16 protein-coding genes are annotated in these 21,663 nt (G+C 70.7%); 11 read left to right on the plus strand and 5 right to left on the minus strand.

Annotated features, from left to right (window positions below; genetic code table 11):
* Positions 1-377 precede the first annotated feature (377 nt).
* Positions 378-974: an L-threonylcarbamoyladenylate synthase gene (locus ACMGFG_RS18330; protein WP_436931760.1), complete on the plus strand. Its 597-nt coding sequence runs from the start codon at positions 378-380 to the stop codon at positions 972-974.
* 92 nt (positions 975-1,066) lie between these two features.
* On the opposite strand, the gene glmM is transcribed toward ACMGFG_RS18330, so the two are convergent.
* Positions 1,067-2,443, minus strand: coding sequence for a phosphoglucosamine mutase (gene glmM / locus ACMGFG_RS18335; RefSeq protein ID WP_436931761.1), 1,377 nt, complete (start codon positions 2,441-2,443; stop codon positions 1,067-1,069).
* A gap of 226 nt (positions 2,444-2,669) precedes the next feature.
* Between glmM and pyrE the strand changes: the two genes are divergently transcribed.
* The 4 genes from pyrE (at position 2,670) to ACMGFG_RS18355 (ending at position 8,292) form a co-directional block, all read left to right on the plus strand.
* A complete protein-coding gene (gene pyrE / locus ACMGFG_RS18340; RefSeq protein WP_436931762.1) occupies positions 2,670-3,227 on the plus strand; it encodes an orotate phosphoribosyltransferase in 558 nt (185 codons plus the stop codon).
* Positions 3,228-3,625: 398 nt separating this feature from the next.
* Complete coding sequence (gene thrS, locus ACMGFG_RS18345) at positions 3,626-5,617, plus strand: threonine--tRNA ligase (RefSeq protein ID WP_436931763.1); 1,992 nt, start codon at positions 3,626-3,628, stop codon at positions 5,615-5,617.
* Positions 5,618-5,695: 78 nt separating this feature from the next.
* On the plus strand, positions 5,696-6,973 hold the full coding sequence (locus tag ACMGFG_RS18350) for a S8 family serine peptidase (protein WP_436931764.1): 1,278 nt from the start codon (positions 5,696-5,698) through the stop codon (positions 6,971-6,973).
* Between the two features lie 710 nt (positions 6,974-7,683).
* A complete protein-coding gene (locus ACMGFG_RS18355; protein WP_436931765.1) occupies positions 7,684-8,292 on the plus strand; it encodes an ArsR/SmtB family transcription factor in 609 nt (202 codons plus the stop codon).
* Between the two features lie 288 nt (positions 8,293-8,580).
* Here the strand turns inward: ACMGFG_RS18355 and ACMGFG_RS18360 are convergent, their stop codons facing one another.
* Positions 8,581-10,101: a BGTF surface domain-containing protein gene (locus tag ACMGFG_RS18360; RefSeq protein ID WP_436931766.1), complete on the minus strand. Its 1,521-nt coding sequence runs from the start codon at positions 10,099-10,101 to the stop codon at positions 8,581-8,583.
* 292 nt (positions 10,102-10,393) lie between these two features.
* Between ACMGFG_RS18360 and ACMGFG_RS18365 the strand changes: the two genes are divergently transcribed.
* From ACMGFG_RS18365 to serB, 3 genes are all read left to right on the plus strand, one after another.
* Entirely contained in the window at positions 10,394-12,628 is a 2,235-nt protein-coding gene (locus tag ACMGFG_RS18365) for an ATP-dependent DNA helicase (protein ID WP_436931767.1), read from the plus strand.
* Between the two features lie 170 nt (positions 12,629-12,798).
* Positions 12,799-13,278, plus strand: coding sequence for a GyrI-like domain-containing protein (locus tag ACMGFG_RS18370; RefSeq protein ID WP_436931768.1), 480 nt, complete (start codon positions 12,799-12,801; stop codon positions 13,276-13,278).
* A gap of 53 nt (positions 13,279-13,331) precedes the next feature.
* Positions 13,332-13,970, plus strand: coding sequence for a phosphoserine phosphatase SerB (gene serB, locus ACMGFG_RS18375; RefSeq protein WP_436931769.1), 639 nt, complete (start codon positions 13,332-13,334; stop codon positions 13,968-13,970).
* 32 nt (positions 13,971-14,002) lie between these two features.
* On the opposite strand, the gene ACMGFG_RS18380 is transcribed toward serB, so the two are convergent.
* Entirely contained in the window at positions 14,003-15,295 is a 1,293-nt protein-coding gene (locus ACMGFG_RS18380) for an O-acetylhomoserine aminocarboxypropyltransferase/cysteine synthase family protein (protein ID WP_436931770.1), read from the minus strand.
* Positions 15,296-15,526: 231 nt separating this feature from the next.
* Between ACMGFG_RS18380 and ACMGFG_RS18385 the strand changes: the two genes are divergently transcribed.
* Together ACMGFG_RS18385 and ACMGFG_RS18390 are read left to right on the plus strand one after the other, a co-directional pair.
* The gene (locus ACMGFG_RS18385; protein ID WP_436931771.1) at positions 15,527-15,823 is read left to right on the plus strand and encodes a hypothetical protein; all 297 of its coding nucleotides are present in this window, start codon (positions 15,527-15,529) and stop codon (positions 15,821-15,823) included.
* Positions 15,824-15,885: 62 nt separating this feature from the next.
* Complete coding sequence (locus tag ACMGFG_RS18390; RefSeq protein ID WP_436931772.1) at positions 15,886-16,182, plus strand: hypothetical protein; 297 nt, start codon at positions 15,886-15,888, stop codon at positions 16,180-16,182.
* Between the two features lie 41 nt (positions 16,183-16,223).
* Here the strand turns inward: ACMGFG_RS18390 and ACMGFG_RS18395 are convergent, their stop codons facing one another.
* Positions 16,224-17,975 carry a DNA-directed DNA polymerase II small subunit gene (locus ACMGFG_RS18395; protein WP_436931773.1) on the minus strand — a complete coding sequence of 584 codons (1,752 nt, stop codon included), beginning with the start codon at positions 17,973-17,975 and terminating at the stop codon, positions 16,224-16,226.
* A gap of 106 nt (positions 17,976-18,081) precedes the next feature.
* Here ACMGFG_RS18395 and ACMGFG_RS18400 point away from each other — a divergent pair, with 106 nt between their 5' ends.
* Entirely contained in the window at positions 18,082-19,374 is a 1,293-nt protein-coding gene (locus tag ACMGFG_RS18400; RefSeq protein ID WP_436931774.1) for a S26 family signal peptidase, read from the plus strand.
* Positions 19,375-19,424: 50 nt separating this feature from the next.
* Here the strand turns inward: ACMGFG_RS18400 and ACMGFG_RS18405 are convergent, their stop codons facing one another.
* Entirely contained in the window at positions 19,425-21,212 is a 1,788-nt protein-coding gene (locus ACMGFG_RS18405; protein WP_436931775.1) for a Cdc6/Cdc18 family protein, read from the minus strand.
* Positions 21,213-21,663 lie beyond the last annotated feature (451 nt).

A 21,663-nucleotide genomic window follows, 5' to 3' on the forward strand; every position in this document is an offset into this window, starting at 1 on the left:
GGCCGAGACGCGCAAGAGGCTGGGGAGGTGTGAGGCCCCCTGCGGTGCTGTGCGGGGCGGTTTCGGTGCTGTGCAGTCCCTGGCGGACTGAAAGGGCGAGGCGCCCTCGCGTGCAGTTCAGTCGCCTGAGCGGGCCACTATCCGAAGCGGCCCCTGGGCCGCGAGGATATCCCGCTCAGCGACCGCGAGCGCGGCGAGGGCTTTCATCACTCACCGTTTCCCGCGATCGATCCTCCAGCTAGCGAGCGCGCCGAGGGCGTTCAACGCTCACTGCGTCCTGCGATCGATGTTCAGCGATCACCGTCGACGCTAGAGGGATTCACTCCTGGCGATCGAATCGCGTCACGCTTTTCCCGGCGAGCGACCGAACTCCGACGATGACCGACGTGGAGCGCGCGGCGCGAGCCATCGCGGACGGCGACCTCGCAGTCTACCCGACCGAGACCGTCTACGGGATGGGTGCGAACGCCGTCGACGCCGAGGCGGTCGAGCGGGTCTTCGAGGTCAAAGGCCGCGACCGGGACAAACCCGTCTCGCTGGGCGTGCCGAGCGTCGAGCGGGCGACCGAGTACGTCGACCCGACCGAGCGGGAACTCGAATTCATGCGCGAGTTCCTGCCCGGGCCGGTCACCGTCGTGGTCCGGCGACGCGACGTAGTGCCCGACGTGCTGACCGCCGGGCGCGAGAAGGTCGGCGTCCGCGTCCCCGACCACGACCTCGCCCTGGAACTATACGAGGCGGCCGAAGTACCGGTCACGGCGACGAGCGCCAACCTCTCGGGGACCGGGAGCGTCCGGGAGGTCTCGGAACTGAGCGACGAGGTCCGCGAGCGGGTGGCCGCGGTGCTCGACGGCGGCCGCACCGACGGGATGGAGAGCACCGTCGTCGACGCCGAAACCGGCGAGATCCACCGCCGCGGCGCGATGGCCGACGACATCGAGGCGTGGCTCGCCGACCACGCCGACACCGGGTAGCTCGACACGAAACAGGGGGCGAAGTCGCAACTACCCGTCACGGATAGCGCCAGATACCGGGGTTCGACACGAAACAGGGGGCGAAGTCGCAACTAATCGACGCGGATGCCGGAGACGGCGTCGTGGAGCCGGTCGGCCAGCTCCTCGGCGCGGTCGGCCGAGCGGGCCTCGGCGTAGACGCGGACGACGGGCTCGGTGCCCGACGGGCGGGCGAGCACCCAGCCGTCGCCGTAGTCGAGGCGGTAGCCGTCCGTCGTGTCGAGGTCGGCGACCGAGTTCTCCGCGGCCCGCTCGATGGCGTCGAGCATGGCCTCGCGCTGGCGCTGGCTGTCGTAGGCCACGTCCCGGCGGACGTTCACGTAGTCGTCGTAGTCGGCGACCACGTCGCTGGCGGGCTCGCCGCGGCGGGCGAGCAACTCACAGAACCGGGCTGCCGTGTAGGCGCCGTCGCGGGCGATGCGGTACCCTGGGAAGAGGACGCCGCCGTTGCCCTCCCCGGCGACGGGGACCGACGCCCCGGTCGCCAGCAGGTCGCGGATGCGCGAGACGATGTACGTCGACCCGATGGGCGTCAGGGTCAGGTCCGCGCCGGCGGCGTCGACCACGTCCACGAGCCGCTGGGAGGCGTTGACCGCGGAGACGGCGGTGTCGCCCTCCTCGAGGGCGTCGGCGGCCAGCGCCGCGAGGGCGGCGCCGCCCTCGACATGGTCGCCCCGCTCGTCGACGAAGATGGCGCGGTCCGCGTCGCCGTCGTGGGCGACGCCCAGGTCGGCGTCCGTGGCGCGGACGAACCGCCGGAGGTCGCCGAGGTTCGCCGCGACGGGCTCGGGGTCGCGCCCGGGGAAGTGGCCGTCGGGCTGGGCGTGGATCGTCCTGACGCGACAGCCGAGCCGGCGGAAAAAGTCGGGGCTGGTGACCGCGCCGGCGCCGTGGCCGGGGTCGACGGCGACGGTGAGGTCGGCGTCGGCGACGGCCTCGCGGTCGACGGCGGCGAGCAGTTCGTCGACGTAGGCGCGGGCGGCGCCGTCGACGCCGCGGCGCTCGCCGGTCTCCGCCCAGCCGACGCGCCGTGGCGCCTCGTCGAGCAGCCGCGTCTCGATGGCTTCGAGCCGCTCGCGCGGGAGTTCGACGCCGTCGGCGCCGACGAGCTTGATGCCGTTGTACTCGGGCGGGTTGTGCGAGGCGGTGACCATCAGGCCCGGGACGCCCTCCCGCTCGGCGTAGGCCTGGAGGCCGGGCGTGGGGACGACGCCGAGGCGGTCGACGGAGACGCCGACGCTGGCGAGCCCGCCGGCGACGGAATCGACGAGCATCGGGCCGGTCCGGCGGGTGTCCCGGGCGACCGCGACGCGGTCGGCGCCCCCGGCACGCCAGACGGTGCCGGCCGCCTGCGCCACGTCGGTTGCATCGCTCGGCGTGAGGTCGTCGTTGACCACGCCGCGCACGCCGCTGGACCCGAAGACCCTCATCACGCGCTAGTCAGCGGTCCGCCCGCATAGTGGTTCCGGAGCGCGACGGACCGACCGAGCGGCCGCCGCCCGGCGCCGCTTGCCCTCGCAAGCCCCGGTGGCCCGACCGGTGGCTTCCCGGCCAGTAGCTCCCCGACCGGGTCGCGCGCCCCTCGTGACGCTCGCGGCGCTCGCGGCGCGACCGCGTATCGAACCGGCTAAACCGCGGGCGGCCGACAGCGGGGGTATGGACACCCAGGGACTCATCGACGCGCTCCGCGCGGCCGACGCCGTCAGGTTCGGGGAGTTCGAGCTCTCCCACGGCGGCACCTCGAACTACTACGTCGACAAGTACCTCTTCGAGACCGACCCCGACTCCCTCGAAGCGGTCGCCGAGGCGTTCGCCGACCACCTCGCCCGGACGACCGACGGCGAGACCAAACTCGCCGGCGTCGCGCTGGGCGCGGTCCCGCTGGTCGCGGTCACCAGCGTCGAGTCGGGCAACCCCTACGTCATCGTCCGCAAACAGCAGAAGGAGTACGGCACCGCCAACCTCGTCGAGGGCGAACTCGCCGAGGGCGAGGAGGTCGTCGTGCTGGAGGACATCGCGACGACCGGCCAGAGCGCCGTCGATGCCGCCGAGGCGCTGCGGGAGGCCGGCGCCGTCGTCGAGCGGGTGCTCGTCGTCGTCGACCGCGAGGAGGGCGCCGCCGAGAACCTCGCCGACCACGACCTCGAACTCGAATCCCTGGTCACCGCCTCGGAGCTGCTCGACGACGCGCCCGAGGACGTGGACGCGGCCTGACGCTCGCGTCCTTTGACTCCCACCCGACGCCCGACTCCCACGCTCTCCGACGCCCGAACCGCCCGATCCCACGCCACCCGACTCCTGCGCTCTCCGACGCCCGAACCGCTCGACGCCCACATCATCTGCCGCCACGGGTCCCCGGTTTCGGATCCCGCGAGATTCACCGCCCGGTCGGTGGCGGTATCCGGCCGCTCCGCGCCTGTGAATCACAGGCACGGCTGGCCGCAGTCGGCCCACGTCACAACGCTTTTATTCGATAGCGCGTTAGCGAAGGGCAAGATGGCAGGTGACTGCTTTACAGGCGGGCCCCGCGCCCCGTAACCAGTCACCGCCACGTTCTCGCGCTCGTCGCTCGCTGCCGGACAGCGGCGCGTGGCGCGGTGGAGGCCAGTGATATGTCACAGCAGGAATCCTCAGTCACGGTGGAACTGCCCGATGGAAGCACGCTCGACGTTCCGTCGGGCGCCACAGTCGAAGACGTGGCCTACGAGATCGGTCCGGGGCTGGGCTCCGACACCGTCGCCGGCAAGCTCGACGGCGAACTCGTCGCCAAGGAGGAGCCCGTCTACGACGGCGCCGCCGTCGAGATCGTCACCCCCTCGGCCGACGAGTACCTGCAGGTGATGCGCCACTCCGCGGCCCACGTCCTCGCCCAGGCGGTCCTGCGGGAGTACCCCGACGCCGACCTCGCCACCGGCCCGCCCACCGAGGAGGGCTTTTACTACGACTTCGACGGCGTCGACGTCGACGAGGACGACTTCGACGAGCTGGTCGCCGAGATGGAGTCCATCGTCGAGGCCGACCTCGACATCGAGCGCGAGGAGGTCCCGCTCGACGAGGCCCGCGAACGGGTCGCCGGTGACCCCTACAAGGAGGAGATCCTCGAGGACCTCGCGGCGGGCGACCGCGGCGCCGACGACGACATCGAGACGGTCTCGTTCTACAGCCAGGGCGAGTTCTCGGACCTGTGTGCCGGCCCGCACGTCGCCTCGACGGGCGAGATCGGGGCCATCGACCTCCGTGAGATCGCCGCGACCAACTGGCGCGGCGACGAGGACAAGCCGCGGCTCACCCGCGTCTACGGCACCGCCTTCGAGTCCGAGTCGGATCTGGAGGACTACTGGGAGCGCAAGGAGGAGGCCGAGCGCCGCGACCACCGCCGCATCGGCCGGGAGATGAACCTCTTCTCCATCCCCGAGCACTCCCCCGGGTGCGTGCACTTCCACCCCGACGGGATGGCGATCCGCCGCGAGCTCGAGGAGTACATCCGCGAGAAGAACGACGAGCTCGGCTACGAGGAGGTCTGGACCCCGGAGCTCAACAAGGTCGACCTGTGGAAGACCTCGGGCCACTACGAGCACTTCTGCGAGGAGGACGAGATGTTCCACTGGGACCAGGCCAGCGCCCGCACCGAGAGCGACGAGGCCGACGAGTACGGCCTCAAGCCGATGAACTGCGCCAACCACGTCCACCTCTACCAGCGCGAGCGCCGCTCGTATCGCGAACTGCCCAAGCGGTACTGCGAGTTCGGCACCTGCTACCGCAACGAGCGCTCGGGCGAACTCTCCGGGATGCTCCGTGTGCGGGGGTTCACCCAGGACGACGGCCACGCGTTCGTCACCCGCGACCAGATCCAGGGCGAGGTCACCCGCACGCTCGAAGTGATCGACGACGTGCTCGCCGACTTCGGGCTGGACGTGACCTTCAAGCTCGAAACGCAGCCCGACGACTCGTTCGGCGACGACCAGTTGTGGGAGCGCGCCGAGAGCGACCTCCGCAGCGCCCTGGACGCGCTCGGCGAGGGCTACGAACTCGAGGCCGGCGAGGGGGCCTTCTACGGGCCGAAGATCGCCGCCGACGCCGAGGACGCCATCGGCCGCGAGTGGACCGTCGGCACCGTCCAGCTGGACTTCGTCCAGCCCGAGCGGTTCGACCTCGTCTACGTCGGCGAGGACAACGAGGAGCACACCCCGGTGATGATCCACCGCGCGCTGCTCGGCACCTTCGAGCGGTTCATGGCCGTCATGATCGAGCACTTCGCCGGCCGGTTCCCGCTGTGGCTCGCGCCCGAGCAGGTCCGCGTCCTCCCGCTCAACGAGGACGTGCTCGGCTACGCCCACCGCCTCCGGAACGACTTCGAGGAGGAGGGCTTCCGTGCCACCGTCGCCGACGGCGACGACACGCTCCAGCGGAAGATCCGCGCCGCCCACGACGAGAACGTCCCGTACATGCTCATCGTCGGCCCCGACGAGGAAGAGGCGGGCACCGTCTCCGTCCGGGACCGCGCCGAGCGCGAGGCCCGCGACGTGGACCCCGACGCGTTCCGCGAGCACCTCCGCACGGAGCGCGAGGAGAAGCGGCTCGAACCCGACTTCCTCGACGAGTAGGCGGTCGACAGGCCGGTGAGACACACGAACACCGGTATCGTTTTTTCCGCGGCGGCCCCACGGCCACTAGTCCCCTCCATGCCCGCCCGCATCCGCGCGCTGGGGGTCGTCGCGGTCGCCCTCTGCTGTCTGCTGGCCGCGATCGGCGCCCTCGCGCTGTCGGTCCCCGGCGCCCCGGCCGACGCCGGCCAGCGCGACCCGACCGACGGCGGCCTCCAGCGCCTCCACGCCGCCGGCGTCACCGGCGACAACGTCACCGTCGGGGTCGTCGGCGTCACCGGCTTCGACACCGACCACCCGACGATCGCCGGCCAGGTGACCGAGACGCGCGCGTTCGGCGACGCGGCGACCGTCGAGAACGGCGGCCGCAACCGCCACGGCACCGCCACCGCCGCCGTCGTCGCGCGGACCGCCCCCGGCGCCGACCTCCGCCTCGCCACCTTCGACGACACGACCGGCTTCCGGCGGGCGGTGACCTGGCTCGTCACGTCCGACGTGGACGTGGTCGTCGCCCCGGTCTCGTTCTACGGCCGCCCCGGCGACGGCACCTCCACAGTCGCGCGACTGGGCGAGTGGGCCCGGCGGCAGGGCGTCGTCTTCGTCGCGCCGACCGGCAACCTCGCCCGCGGTCACTGGGCGGGGCGCTACGACCCCGACGACGGCCGCCTGCGGTTCGGCGACACCACCCGGAACTACCTCGCCGGCCGCGGCAGCGAGACGCGGATCTGGCTCGCCTGGGACCGCGCGCACGCCAACCGGACCTTCGTCGCCGAACTCTACCGGACCGACGACGGCGAGCGCACGCTGGTCGCCCGCTCGGAGCCGTTCCCCGGCGACGGCGTCCCAAACGCCCGGATCAACGCCCGGCTGGAGGGCGGCACCTACTACGTCGTCGTCCGCGGCCCGCCCAACGCCACCGGTGCGCGAGTCCGCCTCTCGTCGCCGACCCACCGCTTCCAGCGGACCCGCCCCGAAGGCAGCGTTGCCGCCCCCGCCACCGGTCGCGGCGTAGTCGGCGTCGGCGCCTACGACCCCGCGGCCGGCCGCGTCGAGCCCTTCAGTTCCAGAGGTCCCACCGCCGACGGCCGCCTCGGCGTCGACGTGGTCGCGCCCGCTCGACACGAAATCGGGGGGTACGACGAGCCGCTGGTCGGCTCCTCCGCCGCGACGCCGTACGTCGGCGGCCTCGCCGCACTCGTCCTCGACGCCGACCCCGACCGCTCGCCCCGCGCGGTCGAACTCCGCCTCGAACGGACGGCCGAGGACGTGGGCCCGCCGGGCACCGACCCCGTCGCCGGCAACGGCCTCGTCGTCCCCGGCCGCGCCGTCGACGTCCCCGCCAACGCTACCGGCTGAGGGAGACTCCCGCGGTTCGTCGCGTCACGACCGAGCGACCGACGGAGTGTTCGAAGCGGTCGATCCGACGAGCAGTGCGATCCAACGAGCGGTGCTGTCGGCGCGCGCTGGAGCGCGCGTTCATGCGCGCGACCGTAGCCGCGCGAGGGATGAGCGACGACAGGAGCGAATCGGCTGGGGAGGTTCGTGGCTGTCTGCGGTGCTGTGCGGTTGCCGTCGCGGAGCGGTTGCGGTGCTGTCCTGGCGGACTGAAAGGGCGAGGCGCGCTCGCGTGCAGTTCAGTCGCCTGAGCGACCCCTACCCGAGCGCAGCGAGGGTATGTCGCTCAGCGACCGCGAGCGCGCCGAGGGCTTTCACCGCCTGCCGTTTCTTGCGGTATCGGCTCCAGTTAGCGAGCGCGCCGAGGGCTTTCATCGCCTACCGTTGAGTACGGTCGATCCAGTCCAGAGCGAGCGCGCCGAGGGCTTTCAGCGCCTGCTGTCGACGATAGTTGCGATTACTGCTAGCGCGCCGAGGGCTTTCACCGCTCACCGTCGAGTGAGACCCAATCGACTCCTACGAACCGAATACGAACCACGACACAGCCGACGGAAACGGACCCCACACCCCCACACCGACCATCCCCGAATCGCTAGACAGCGACCGTTCAAAGCGGGATTTAACCTTCGGGTAGGGCTATATGAGCGGGGACGGAAGGATCGAACAAGGAGATGTCGGGGCTCATCGACCGCATCCAGGACCGGACGGCGACCAGCGACGAGCGACTGCGGGTCCTCGACGTCGAGGGCGAGGAGACCGACGACGTGCTGGACGCGCTCGCGACGGACACCCGGCGAGCGGTATACCGGGCGCTGTTCGAGCAGCCTCGCACGGCCTCGGAGATCGCCGACGCCGTCGACACCTCGGTCCAGAACGTCCACTACCACGTCTCGAACCTCGAAGCGGCCGGGCTGGTCGAGCCCGTCGACACGCGCTACTCCGAGAAGGGCAACGAGATGACCGTCTACGGGCCGGCGAGCGACCCGCTGGTGATCGTCGGCAACGAGGAGGTCCGCCCGCGCGTCCAGCGGACGCTGACCGACGTGGTCGGCGGGATCGGGCTGCTCGGCGTCGGCGCCCTGCTCGTCCAGTGGGGCGCCGAACGGGTCGCCCGCCCGTCCATCGGCGGCGCCGGCGCCGGCCCCGCCAGCCCCAACGCGACCGTCGGCGAACCCGGGTCGCTGGCCTGGCTCGTCTTCGACGTGGTCGAGCCCGGCGTCCTCTTCTTCTTCGGCTGCCTCGCGCTGGCCGCCCTCGCCGCCCTGGCGCTGGACCGGTAGACGCCGCATCTCGATCGACAGGCGCCGCGCCCCGACCACCGACGTTTCTCACACCGACAGGACGGTCGGCATCCGCGCGCGACGAGGATAGAAGCGACGACCGTCGACAGCGATGAGCGTCGAAGCGGCGACCGTCGACAGCGGCGACAGCGCCGAAAGTGACGACGGCGGCGACACCAGTGAGGAACGGTGAGAACGCGGAGAACAGCCGCGGTGCGCGAAAACGGTAGTGGAGAACTGAAGTCGAAAACAGGTTCGAAGCGCCGGAACGCGCGAGCCGGACGCTGGTCAGCCCCGGACGAAGCCGAGGAAGAGGGCGACGCCGCCGAAGGCGATCAGGCCGCCGAGTGCCAGCGCTCCGAAGCCGGTGAGGAGGGAGCCGGAGCCGCCGGCGGCGGCGACCGTCGCGCCGTCGGGTCCGGCGGGCGGGTCCGCTGCGGTGGCCGTCGAGCCGTCGCCGTCCGAACCGCCCGCACCGTCGTCGGCCATGACGACGAGCGTGCCGATGGCGTCGGGCTCGCCGTCCGCGCCGGCCCCCGCCGACACGGCCACGTCGTAGTCGAAGGGGTCGAGCGGGCTGTCGAGCGTCGTCTCGCTCGTGACGTTCGCCGGCCGGGTCTCGCCGGCCTCGGCGACGGCGAGGACGGGCCGGTCGGCGTCGTCGGTCGCCCCCGTCCGGACGACCACGACCGCGCGGTCGTCGCCGTTCGTGTCGCGGATCACCGCGGTCGTCTCGTAGTTGACTTCCGCCTCGTCGCCGAGGGTGACCGTCAGCGCGTCGGCGTCACCGAACGTGACGGGGATCCGCGCCACGTCGCCACTGGTGACCTGGGTGACGCCCTGGACGCCGACGCCGTCGGCGGCGAGCGGCGTCGCGGTCGATCCCTCGGCGTCCGCGGGCGTCGCGGTCGGACAGTCGCCCTCGCAGTCGGCGACCCGGCCGTAGGCCTCGGCGAGCCCCTCGCCGTCGCTGCGGACGGTCACCTCGAATGGCGTGCCCGCCGACACGTCGCCGAAGTCGAACGACGCGGCGAAGGTCCCGTCGTCGTCCACGGTGGTCTCGACCTGCATGAGGAACGGCGACGACGACGAGCTGGAGGTCACCCGGACGGCCAGCGTCGTCCCGGGGTCGAGCGTCGTCTCGCCGGAAATCGTCTGCTGTGGGGCCGCGTCGACGACGACCTTGCCGTCGTCGTTCGTGTCGACGCTCGTCCCGTCGTGCAGCGGGCGCGGCGTCGCCGTCTCGTCGGCCCCGTCGGTGGCATCGTCCTCCGCGGACTCGCCGTCGGCGCTCAGCAACGCCAGCGTGCCGATGGCGGCCGGGTCGGCGGGGTCGCCCAGCGAGAGGTCGTAGGCCGCCGGCGCGAGCGGGTCGTCGGTGCCCGCGAGCTCCGTCCGGTTGTCGATCGCGTCGCCGTCGGCGACGGTGAGGTACGACCCGGGGCCGCCCTCGTCGACCGCCGCCGTGTCGAAGCGGACGACGACGGTCCCGTCGCCGTCGGCGTCGGTGACCGTCGCGCGGGCCTCGAAGTTCTGGTCCTCGGCGTCCGCGTCACCGACCGCGAACCGGATGCCTTCGCCGTCGGAGCCGGTCGCGTTGATGGTGATCTCGGCCGTCTCGCCCTGTCGGACCGTGGTGATCGTCTCCTCGAAGGACGGGTTCGCCGGGGCGCCGGCGGCGACGACCCCCGCCAGCGGGCTGGTGACCAGCGTCGCGACGAGGACGGCGACCAGAGCGAGCCGGGCGCCGCGGCGCGCTCGCGCGGGGAGCCCGCGAGCGCCCGCAGTGACGGATGGGGTGCCGGTCATCCGACCACCCCCGTCGGGAGCGGGTAGACAGTGGCGTTCCGCGGACGTGGATCGCGTCGCTGTCCGCGGGCGGTGCGTCGGTCGGAGGTGCCGGTCGCGGGCGACCGGTCAGGGTGGCAGTCCTCGGTCATCGCACTCGGATCGTCGGTCGGCGTACAAATACTACTCCCGTAAGCTTCAAACTGGCTTTGAGCGGCGGTCCGCCGCGGCTCCCCCGACGGAACCGCGACGAGCACGCGGCCCGCCGCGCGGGGCTAGGGCTTTTATTCGGGCGCGCGAAGACGTACCCACAGTGGCGAGCGCGTCCGACCCGGAGTACCTGCGATTCTTCCCGTACGAGGAGCCGTACGACCACCAGACGGAGGCGATGGGCACCATCTACGACGCGCTGGCCGACGCCCGGAACGTCCTCTTCGAGGGCGCCACGGGGACGGGCAAGACCCTCGCCGCGCTGGCGCCCGCGCTGGAGTACGCCCGCGAGACGTCGAAGACCGTGGTCATCACGACGAACGTCCACCAGCAGATGCGCCAGTTCGTCCGCGAGGCCGCCGCGATCACCGACCAGGAGCCGATCCGTGCGGTCGTCTTCCAGGGGAAGGCCTCGATGTGCCACATCGACGTGGGCTACGAGGAGTGCCAGGCGCTGCGGGACACCACCCGCGAACTCGTCGACGCCGAGGAGAACCTGGCGGAACTCGAAGAACAGCAGCGCGCGCTCCTGGAGGAGAGCCAGGACGGGAGCAGCGAGGCGGCCGACGCCCGCGGCGCGGTGATGGACGAACTGGAGTCCGTCGAGGAAGAGATCGAACAGATCCGCGAGGAGCGGAACGTCTGCGAGCACTACTACGAGAACCTGACCGCAGACACCGACGCCTTCTACGGCTGGCTCTACGACGACGTGCGCACCCCCGAGGACGTGTACGGCTACGCCGAGCGCGAGGGGATGTGCGGCTACGAACTGCTCAAGGAGGGCATGGACGGCGTGGATCTCGTGGTCTGCAACTACCACCACCTGCTCGACCCGACCATCCGCGAGCAGTTCTTCCGGTGGCTGGGCCGCGACCCGGAGGACGTGATCGCCGTCTTCGACGAGGCGCACAACGTCGAGGACGCCGCCCGCGACCACGCCCGCCGCACGCTCACCGAGACGACGCTCGACCAGGCCGTCGAGGAACTGGAGGGGAGCGACGACCCCCGCGCGGAGGCCGGGCTGAACGTCCTCGAGACCTTCAGGCGGGCGCTCGTCGACGCCTACCAGGAGGCCTTTTCCTTCGGCGAGCGCGAGCAGGTCGAGGACAACTGGTACGACCTGTCGATCGACAACGACGACGCCCGCGACGACCTGACGCTCGCCTTCCTGCAGAACTACTCCGGGCCGGGCTTCCGCGAGGAACTCGACCGGACGCTCGACCTCGCGCGGGAACTCGACCAGTCCTACGAGGAGGCCTACAAGAACGGGGAGACGACCACGCGCCAGGAGTGTCAGACCCTGCAGGCGGCCACGTTCGTCGAGGACTGGCTCGACGAGTCCGCCGCCGAGGGGCAGTACCCCGTCGTCAGCGTCCGCCGCGCGGAGGAGGGCGGGCCGCGGGAGGCCGGCGAGATCTACGGCCGGGCGGAGCTGTACACCTGCATCCCGAGCCAGGTGACCGCGGATCTCTTCGCCGACCTGCACGCGAGCGTGCTGATGAGCGCGACGCTGCGGCCGTTCGACGTGACCGAGGACGTGCTCGGCCTCGACGACCCGGAGACGCTGGCCTACGGGCCGCAGTTCCCGGAGGAGCGACGGCGCACCTACGCCGTCGACGGGCCCGCACTGTTCGCCAGCAAGCGCGACGACATGGAGGTGCAGTCGACGGTCGCCGGCGCGCTGGAGGACGCCGCGCGGTTCACGCCCGGCAACACGCTGGCCTTCTTCCCGAGCTACGCCGAGGCCGAGCGCTACCACCAGCGGGTGGACACGGCCGGCGCGACGTACCTCGACCGCCCCGGCACGAGCGCGAAGGAGCTGCGCGAGCGGTTCACAGACGACGACGACGCCGTCCTGTTCACCTCGCTGTGGGGCACCCTCGCCGAGGGGGTGAGCTTCGACGGCGACGACGCCCGGACCGTCGTGGTCGTCGGCGTCCCGTATCCCCACCTCGACGACCGCATGGACGCCGTCCAGGAGGCCTACGACGCCGCGTTCGGCGACGAGGAGGAGAGTTCCGGCGGTGCCGGCGGCCGGGGCGACGACGACGAGGGCGCGGGCTGGCGCTACGCCGTCGAGATCCCCACCGTCCGCAAGACCCGCCAGGCGCTCGGCCGGGTCGTCCGCTCGCCGGAGGACTTCGGCGCCCGAATCTTGCTCGACAGGCGCTACACCGAGCGCTCGGAGGTCGAGATGTCCGACTACTCCGTCCGCGGCACCTTCCCGCCCGAGGAGCGCCGCGAGATGGTCGACGTCGAGCCGGAGAAACTCAAGTTCGCGCTGCTGAACTTTTATCAGGACGTCGACGGCTACGACGGCGAACCGCCCCGGCCGTAGGACCGGCTTACCGGCGTCGGGCGTCGAGAGTCCCCAACGACCGGTGTCGTTCGGACGGCTGAACTCGCAAGCGGCGGTTGCGAGTCGCCCCGGTCTGGACGCCGGCTGATCACCCGGTTGTCCCCCGATTCCGGGCACGTAAGCCGGCTCCGGCCCAACGACGGCACGGTATGGTACTCGACACAGACGAACCCGAGACGGAACGACACGGTGACTTCACGGTCGCGGGCGTCGCCCACCGGGGGACCGACGTCGACGAGGCCGCGCTGTGGGACTCGATCGACGACTACGCCGACGACCTGGACGAGACCGCTGTCGGCACCGACTACTACGCCGTCATGTTCGACGTGGACGGGGACAGCGGCGAGTTCACCTACGTCGCCGGCCGAGAGATCGAGGACACCGACGACCTCTCGCCGGAGCTGACGGCCGTCGAGATCCCCCAGGCGACCTACGCCGTCCTCGAACCGGACCACGAGTCCGTCGAGGAGATGGTCCGGGAGGTCCACGCGGAGGAGCTCCGGGACGACGACCGCGACGACGACGAGGTCCACGCGCCCGTCTTCGAGCGCTACGAGTCCGACCGCGACCCGACGACCGTCGCCGACCGGGAGATCTACGTCCCCGTCCGCGACGACGACGAGTACTGAGCCGCCGGCGGCTTTCACCCATGTTTTTGCCCCGGGCGGTGAACGGGGCAGTAATGACCGTAGTCGCGTTCGACTTCGACGGGACGCTCTCGGACTCGGAGATGACCGTCCTGCTGGGCGAGCGAAACGGGACGGCCGACGACATGGCTTCGATTACCGAGCGGGCGATGAACGACGAGATCGAGTACGCCGAGAGCCTCCGCCAGCGCTGCGCGCTGCTGGAGGACCTCCCCGACGAGGAGGCACAGGCGGCCTTCGACCAGGTGGAGCTCCGACCGGGCGCCGCGGACGTGATCGCGGCGCTGCGGGAGGCCGGCGTCTACGTCGCCATCCTCACCGGCGGGTTCGAGCGCGGGGTGGCCCGCGCACTCGAAAAGGAGGGCGTCGAGGTCGACGCCATCGTCGCCAACCGGCTGCCCGTGGCGGACGGGAAACTGACGGGCACGGTAGAAGGACCGCTCATCGAGGGGACGAAAGACGACGCGCTGGAGGTGCTGACCGCGGTGGTCGGCGCCGACCGGGGCGACACCATCGCCGTCGGCGACGGCGCCAACGACCTCCCGATGCTGCAGGTCGCGGGGCTGGCCGTCGGCTTCGACCCGAAACCCGCCGTCGCGCCCGCCTGCGACACCATCGTCGAGACGATGGCCGAACTGCAGGACGTGCTCGAAGGCGAGGACGTGCTGGACTGACCCCGGTCGAAACGGGACCGCGACTCCCCTTCTCAGTTCGTCGCGGCGTCGATGGCCTGGTCGAGGTCGGCGACGATGTCGTCGACGGATTCTAGACCCACCGAGAGGCGAACCATGTCGTCGGTGACGCCGGCGGCCTGTTTCTCCTCGTCGCTCAGTTGCTGGTGGGTCGTCGAGGCGGGGTGGATGATCAGCGTCTTCGCGTCGCCGACGTTCGCCAGCAGCGAGGCGATCTCCGTCGACTCGACCGTGGTCCGGGCGGCGTCGTACCCTTCCTCCAGGCCGAAGGTGATCATGCCGCCGTAGCCGCCATCGAGGTACTCGCTGGCTTCCCCGTGGGTCTCGTGGTCGTCGAGACCGGGGTAGGTGACCCAGGAGACCTCGGGGTGGTCCGCGAGGTGCTCGGCGACGGCCATCGCGTTCTCGCAGTGGCGGTCCATCCGCATCGGGAGCGACTCCAGCCCCTGCATCGTGGTCCACGAGTCGAACGGCGACTGCTGACAGCCCAGATCGCGCAGCCCGCGGGCGACCGCGGCGTAGGTGAACGCGGCGTCGCCGAACCGTTCGCGGAAGTTGACGCCGTGGTAGGCGGGGTTCGGCTCGGCGATCTCCGGGAACCTCTCGGCGTGCTCGTCCCAGGGGAAGGAGCCGCCGTCCACCAGGATGCCGCCGACGGTCGTGCCGTGGCCGTGGATCCACTTCGTGGTGGAGTTCCAGACGAGGTCGGCGCCGTGGTCGATCGGCTGGCAGAGATGCGGCGTCGCGAAGGTGTTGTCGACGAACAGCGGGACGCCGTGGTCGTGGGCGATGTCGGCGATCCGCTCGATGTCGGGCGTGACCAGCGCGGGGTTGCCGATGGTTTCGAGGTGGACGTAGGCGGTGTCGTCGTCGATGGCCTCCTCGTAGGCCTCGTAGTCGAGCGTGTCGACGAACCGCGCCTCGACGCCCATCCGCGGCGCCGTGTGCGTGTAGTAGGTGTAGGTGCCGCCGTACAGCGACGACGCGGTGACGACGTTGTCGCCCACGTCCGCGAGCATGAAGGTGGCGAGGTTCAAGGCGGCCATCCCGGAGGCGGTGGCGACCGCGGCGGCGCCGTTCTCCAGGGAGGCGAGCCGCTCCTCGAGCATCGCGTTCGTCGGGTTCATCAGCCGCGAGTAGATGTGGCCCGGCTTCTCCAGCGCGAACTGCTGGGCGGCGTCGTCGGCGTCCTCGAAGACGTAACTCGTGGTCTGGTAGATCGGCGGCGCGCGCGCGCCGGTCGCCGCGTCGGGTTCCTCCTGGCCAACGTGCAGTGCCTTCGTCGCCGGGTCCCAGTCGTCGGACATGGGATCGACTGACGGCCGCCGCTCACATAAGTCCCCTCGGCCCGGCGAGACCCGCCCGCTGTCGCCGCTTCCGGCAGGATTTCGGCCCGGCCGAACTCGTTCGCTCCCGACCGCCGCTCCCGCCGACCCGGTCCGGGGGGATTCCGATCCGGAGGGTGTCGACCGGACCGGGGGCGCCCCCTGTCGTATCTAACGCGCAGTTAAGTTCCTGGAAGCCGTACGTATCCGGCAATGAGTTCCTCCGGTCTCTGGTCGCGGCTGGTAACGACGGTTAGCGCGCACGTGCTGCGGGTCGTCGGGTCGCTCATGATCGTCCTGTCGATCGGAGTCGCCGCGGTCAGCGTCTCCACGGGAAGCGCCTCGGGCAGCGGGGAGACGGCCGGCGGAACCGCCGCCTTCCTCGCCGACGCGGGCGCGGTCGCCGCCCTCGTCGAGTTCGGCGCCGCCCACCCCGCCTACCCGGCCGCGGTGGTGGTCGGGCTCGTCCTCGTCGCCGCCGGCGATGAGACGCCGCTGATCGGGGGCTGAGACGGTCGCAGCGATAGGCGTCTGACGTAGATTTATCCGGTCGTGACGCCTGCCCACGTTCGATGGCGCGACTCGGCGGGAACCCCGGAACCGGAACGGTCCTCGACGGACAGACCCTGCGGATCGCCGGGCTGGTGACGCTCGTCTGTACGGCGGCCGTCACCGCCGCGAGTCTCGGCACGCCCCAGGGGCTCTCGGTCCCCGGCCAGTCCGGGTCGAACGCCGCGACGACCCTCGCCGACAGCGGCGCCGCTGCGGCGCTCGTCGAGTTCGCCGCCGCTCACCCCGCCTACCCGGTGCTCGCGCTCGTCGGACTGATCCTGGTCGTCGCCGGCGAGGAGACGCCGCTGCTCGGGTGAGCGGGTAGTTCCACCCGAAGTGAGGGGGTGCGCGCGCCGGCCTACTCGAAGTCGTGGATCCGCAGGTCGAGCGTGTCCAGCGAGACGATAGGGGCGAAGGCCACGTCGGGGTCGATGTTGACGCTCTTCTGGAAGTCCGTCTGGGCCTGCCAGCAGCCGGAGTTGATGGTGAGGACGTTGTGGTACTTGCCGTACCCCAGCTTGTGGACGTGGCCGGAGTGGAAGATATCGGGGACCGTCTCCATGACGAGGTGGTCCTCCTCTTCGGGGGCCAGGCGGGTCTGCCCCCCGAACTGCGGGGCGACGTGGCGTTTCTTCAGCAGCTGGTACATCGGCTTGTGCGGCTCGTCGTAGCTGGCCTTCTCGTCGGGTAGCTCGGCGATCACCTCGTCCAGCGAGACGCCGTGGTACATCAGCACGTCGACGCCCTCGACGGTCACGGTCGAGGGGTTGCCCGAGATACGGGCGTCGTGGGCGCTCATGATCGACCGGAGCTCCTCGTCGAAGGCGGGCTGGGGTTCGGCCAGCCGGACCGCGTCGTGGTTGCCCGGGATCATGACGATCTCCACGTCCCCGGGCACCTCCTTGAGGTACTCGCTGAACCGCTCGTACTGCTCGTAGATGTCGACGATGTCGAGCTCCTCGTCCTGGTCCGGGTAGACGCCGACGCCCTCGACCATGTCGCCGGCGATGAGGAGGTACTCGACCCGGTCGGCGTCGGCGGTGTGCAGCCAGTCGGTGAAGCGGTGCCACGCGTCGGCTTCGAACTCCTGGCTGCCGACGTGCACGTCGCTGATGAGCGCCGCCTCGACCTCGCGGTCGGCGGTCGACGGTTCGTAGGTGCGCGGGATCTCGGGGAAGTACAGCGAGTCGACGAAGAGGATGCCGCCGTCGTCGGCGAGCGTGCCGTCCACGGCGATCACCTCGTCGAGCAGGAGTTCGTTCACCAGGTCGGCGATGTCGCGGTCTTTCATCACCAGACAGGGGAAGGTGCCGTTGGTGTCCTCCAGCTCGACCAGCCAGTGGCCGCTCGCGGTCGAGCGGATGTCCGAGACCATGCCGACCAGCGCCGCCTCGCTGCCGCCCGGCATCGACTCGATGGCGTCGGTTGGCCGGTGGTTGACCCGCCCGCGCAGCTGCTTCGAGAGCGTCTCGTAGCGGTCGCGGAACACCGCGACGAAATCGGAGTACTCGCCGGTCCCCGTGCTCTGGAAGTCGCCCTCGATCGCGACCGACTGCTCGTCGGGGTCGGCCGGCGTCCGACCGCCCCCCGCGCCCGTCCTGTCCGTCGGGCCCGGATCGGCTGTCGCATCCGTCCGGTCCGGATCGGTTCCCCCGCCGGACCCGGATCCCGACGGAACCCCGGAGCCGGCCGGTGACGCCCCGTCCGGATCCGCCGGTGACTGTCCCTGTTCGTCGGTCGCGGCGCCGTCCTCGCCCGTGGCGGACCCCTTCGTTTCGACTGCAGGGTCCCCGCCCCCGTCCGCCGGTTCGGGGGCGTCGTCTCCAGTTGAAACAGAGGGGTCTTCCGTCGGCGGTTCGGCGGCACTTTCAGCGGTCGGGTCCGGTTCGGTTCCGCTGGCCGGATCGCTGGACCGCGAGCGGGTATCGACGACCTCCTTGACGTGGTCGGCGGTGAGCTTGACCGCGTCGTCGGGGACGGTTTCGAGTGTACGGTCGAGGGCGCCGGCGGGGTCGGGGGTCCCGGCGAGGAGGGTGACCGCCTCGGGTTCGGCGTTGTACCCCCGCCTGGCGAGCTCGTTGGCGACGTGAACCGGCGTCTCGAGCGGCACAGTCGGTGATCGGCGGCAGTCCGCAAAAGCGTAGCGGACCGCGGGGCCGCGGCCGGTCGGGGGCGGGTCAGAACATTCAAACCGCCACTGACCCAACGGGCCGGCAATGAGTCCGCCCCGCGACGACGAACCGCCGTCCGAGGATCCCGACCGGCCCGTCGACGGCGGTGACCGACCGGGTGGGGACGACGGGACCGGCCCCGGCGAGACCGACGACGGAAGCGGACCGGCGGAGGCCGGCCCGGATCCCGGGGGTGTCGACGACGCACCGTCCGATCGAGACGCGACCGCCGAGGAGGAACCGGACGCCGAAACCGACGACGGGCGGGGTCGGGCGGGGTCGGGCGGAGTCCCCGAATCAGGGGAGAACCGGGCGTCCGAAACGGAGGGGGGTCGGGCGTCCGAAACGGAGGGGGGTCGGGCGTCCGAAACGGAGGGGGGTCGGGCGTCCGAAACGGAGGGGGGTCGGGCGTCCAAAACAGAGGAGAGTCGGGCGTCCGAAACGGAGGGGAACCGGGGCGATCCCCCGGGAACCCGGGCCAGCGACGGGACCTCGGGTGTCGCCGTCAACCGCGGCGAGGCGGCGGCCGACGCCCCCGCCCCACACCGGTCGAGTGCCGGCGAGGAGACGGCCGGGGGGAGCGGGCTGCGGACCTTCGTGGTCGACGTGGTGTCGAGCGCGCTGGCCGTGTTGCTGGTCGGCGCCCTGCTGTTCGCGGTCAGCGGCGTCTGGCCGCCGATGGTCGCGATCGAGAGCGGGAGCATGGAACCGCACATGAGCACCGGCGACCTGGTGTTCGTGATGGAAGAGGAGCGGTTCCCGGGCGACGGCGCGGTCGACGGGACCGGCGTCGTCACGCTGCAGTCGGGCCAGGACAGCGACTACCGGAAGTTCCAGCGAGCCGGGGACGTGATCGTCTACAAACCGGACGGGAGCGCGAGCGCCACGCCGATCATCCACCGGGCGATGTTCTACGTCGAGGAAGGCGAGAACTGGTACGACGAGGCCGACCGGCAGTCGATCGGCCGCTACAGCGAGTGCGGCGAGACGGCCGACGAGGCGCTGCCGACCTGCCCGGCGCCCCACGCCGGGTTCATCACGAAGGGCGACGCGAACGGCGCCTACGACCAGGCGCAGGCCGACCCGCTCAGCGGCCCGGTCAAGCCCGGGTGGATCGTCGGGACCGCGGAGGTCCGGATCCCGAAGCTCGGCTGCATCCGGCTGCGCAACGAGCGGTGCGCCGACGGGTTCCGCGCCGCACCGACCGGCGCGACCGCCGCGGTACCGGACGGGACGGGCGACCCGGTACCGGACGGGGCGGCTGACCCGGTACCGGACGGGACGGCCGACCCGGCGCTGGCGGCCGGGTCGGGGAACCGCAGCGCCGTCGCTCCGTAGTCGGTCCGCAGGTAGGGGCGAAATCCCCGGTGAGAGGTCTCGGTGTCCGCTCAGTTGTCGCTGTCGAACCGGGTCTGGACGAACGGCTGCGTGTCCTCGATGTCCGAGAGCCGCGAGTCCGACAGGAGCACGGCCTCGGTCTCCTCGATGGGGACCGACAGGGAGATCTCCTTGGTGCGGCCGTAGCGGCCCTTGCTGACGACGACGGCGTTGACGATACCGAGCATATCGAGTTCGGAGATGAGGTCGGTGACCCGCCGCTGGGTGAGCGTGTCGACGTCGATCTCCTCGCAGAGGCGCTGGTAGACGTTGTACACCTCGCCGGTGTTGATGTTGTGGACGCCGTTCTTCTCCAGCATGATGATCGCGAACAGGACGAGCTTCGACTGGGTGGGGAGGGTGCGGACCACCTCGACCACCCGGTCGAGCTCGATCTTCTCCTGGGCCTTGCGGACGTGGTCCTCGTTGACGTCGTCGGTCTGGTCGCGCTCGGCGAGTTCGCCCGCGGTCCGGAGCAGATCGAGCGCTCGGCGGGCGTCACCGTGTTCCTGGGCGGCGAAGGCCGCACACAGGGGGATCACGTCGTCGGTGAGCGCGTCACCCTCGAAGGCGACCTCGGCGCGGTGTTCGAGGATGTCCCGCAGCTGGTTGGCGTCGTAGGGCGGGAAGACGATCTCCTCCTCGCCGAGGCTGGACTTGACGCGGGGGTCGAGGAAGTCGGTGAACTTCAGGTCGTTGGAGATGCCCATGATCGAGACCCGCGACCGCTCCAGCTCGGAGTTCATCCGCGAGAGGTTGTAGAGGGTGTCGTCGCCCGATTTCTCGACGAGCTTGTCGATCTCGTCGAGCATGATGACGACCACCCGCTCGTGGTAGTCGACGGCGTCGAAGAAGGTGCTGTAGACCCTGTCCGTGGGCCAGCCGGTCATCGGGACCTGCTCGAAGGAGTCGCGGTCGTCCTCCAGCTGCTCGATGCGGTCCTCGACGGCGGCGGCCGAGTCGTACTCGGTGTCCGCCAGGGCCGTCGGATCGTCCCGTGCGCGCTCGCGCAGGTCCGCGAGCTCGTCGAGCTCCTCGTCGATGACCGCCTCGTTTTTCTCGATGAACTTGTTGGCCAGCTGGGCGAGCACGCGGTACTGCGTGTCCGTGACCTCGCAGTTGATGTACTCGACCTCGCAGGGGACCTCGTACTTCTGGGAGGTAGATTCCAGTTCCGTGCTGACGAACTTCGCGCTGGCGGTCTTGCCCGTCCCCGTCTTCCCGTAGATGAGGATGTTCGACGGGGAGTCTCCCCGGAGCGCGGTCACGAGGATGGTCGCCATGTTGTTGATCTGCTCCTCGCGGTGGGGAAGCTTGCGCGGCGTGTAGGACGGTCGGAGGACCTCCTTGTTCTCGAAGATGGGGTCGCCGGCCAGCAGGTCGTCGAACAGCCCCTGGGAGGCCTCCTCGGTGTCCTCCGAGCCCACGTCGTCGAGCATCACGTCGTCGAGCACCGACGAGTCGACCCCATCGCCCCCGGCGTCGAGGTCGACGTCGGCGGACCCGACGCTCCCCCGGACGCTACTCGACGGGTCGCCCCCTTCGGGGGACGCCGGGTCAGCGTCCGACGAGTCGTCGCCGGGTGAATCGTCCCCCGGCGAGTCGTCTCCCTGGGAGTCGCCGTTCCCCGAGTCGCCGTCCGTCGAACTCCCCCCGTCGTCTGTCTGTCGGTCGCCGTCGCGCCCGGTCGATTCTTCCCCGTCCGCCGTCGGGGGTGCCTGTTCGCCGTCCTCGCCCGCTCCATCCACGAACCGCTGTGAATCGAGCGTCGTGTCCTGGTCTGTGTCGTCCCCGTTCATCGTAGTCGTTGTAGTACCGCGTATCCGAACCCCTCCGTTTCGCCTGGAAGTGTCGCCGCGCACCCGCAGAGCGCGACTCCAGTCGATGATATCGCCGTGTTCAGTCGATCTCGAAGATTACGGCGAGTCCAGTTGAACCACAAGAACCCGTGGTTGATACGATATTAAATATTTCGGTGACCGTCGCAGGGGTGATCGGAGTCCAGCCGCGATCGTCCAGCGAACGGACGTTAGCGCGTATATTCGGGCGATTTCGTCGGTCGAACCGACAACCGGAGTGACCGGGAGATCGGACGGCGGTCCAGCCGCCGCGATCTGTGACTGGTATCGAACACGAACCGGCGGAACACCCCCACCCCTTCGTTTCGGGTGGAACGCGACAAGAGGGGGTGGGGGGTCCCAGCGGGATCACCCGAGCCTGCTAGAGAGAAAGATTTACTATCTAGACCGT

The sequence above is a fragment of the Halosimplex halobium genome (assembly GCF_051414055.1).
Classification (GTDB): domain Archaea; phylum Halobacteriota; class Halobacteria; order Halobacteriales; family Haloarculaceae; genus Halosimplex; species Halosimplex halobium.

What these genes read in the sequence shown, in the direction of transcription:
- ACMGFG_RS18330 (WP_436931760.1), top strand. Translation starts at nt 378, where the DNA reads ATGACCGACGTGGAGCGCGCGGCGCGAGCCATCGCGGACGGCGACCTC.
- glmM (WP_436931761.1), bottom strand. Translation starts at nt 2,443, where the DNA reads ATGAGGGTCTTCGGGTCCAGCGGCGTGCGCGGCGTGGTCAACGACGAC.
- pyrE (WP_436931762.1), top strand. Translation starts at nt 2,670, where the DNA reads ATGGACACCCAGGGACTCATCGACGCGCTCCGCGCGGCCGACGCCGTC.
- thrS (WP_436931763.1), top strand. Translation starts at nt 3,626, where the DNA reads ATGTCACAGCAGGAATCCTCAGTCACGGTGGAACTGCCCGATGGAAGC.
- ACMGFG_RS18350 (WP_436931764.1), top strand. Translation starts at nt 5,696, where the DNA reads ATGCCCGCCCGCATCCGCGCGCTGGGGGTCGTCGCGGTCGCCCTCTGC.
- ACMGFG_RS18355 (WP_436931765.1), top strand. Translation starts at nt 7,684, where the DNA reads ATGTCGGGGCTCATCGACCGCATCCAGGACCGGACGGCGACCAGCGAC.
- ACMGFG_RS18360 (WP_436931766.1), bottom strand. Translation starts at nt 10,101, where the DNA reads ATGACCGGCACCCCATCCGTCACTGCGGGCGCTCGCGGGCTCCCCGCG.
- ACMGFG_RS18370 (WP_436931768.1), top strand. Translation starts at nt 12,799, where the DNA reads ATGGTACTCGACACAGACGAACCCGAGACGGAACGACACGGTGACTTC.
- serB (WP_436931769.1), top strand. Translation starts at nt 13,332, where the DNA reads ATGACCGTAGTCGCGTTCGACTTCGACGGGACGCTCTCGGACTCGGAG.
- ACMGFG_RS18380 (WP_436931770.1), bottom strand. Translation starts at nt 15,295, where the DNA reads ATGTCCGACGACTGGGACCCGGCGACGAAGGCACTGCACGTTGGCCAG.
- ACMGFG_RS18385 (WP_436931771.1), top strand. Translation starts at nt 15,527, where the DNA reads ATGAGTTCCTCCGGTCTCTGGTCGCGGCTGGTAACGACGGTTAGCGCG.
- ACMGFG_RS18390 (WP_436931772.1), top strand. Translation starts at nt 15,886, where the DNA reads ATGGCGCGACTCGGCGGGAACCCCGGAACCGGAACGGTCCTCGACGGA.
- ACMGFG_RS18400 (WP_436931774.1), top strand. Translation starts at nt 18,082, where the DNA reads ATGAGTCCGCCCCGCGACGACGAACCGCCGTCCGAGGATCCCGACCGG.
- ACMGFG_RS18405 (WP_436931775.1), bottom strand. Translation starts at nt 21,212, where the DNA reads ATGAACGGGGACGACACAGACCAGGACACGACGCTCGATTCACAGCGG.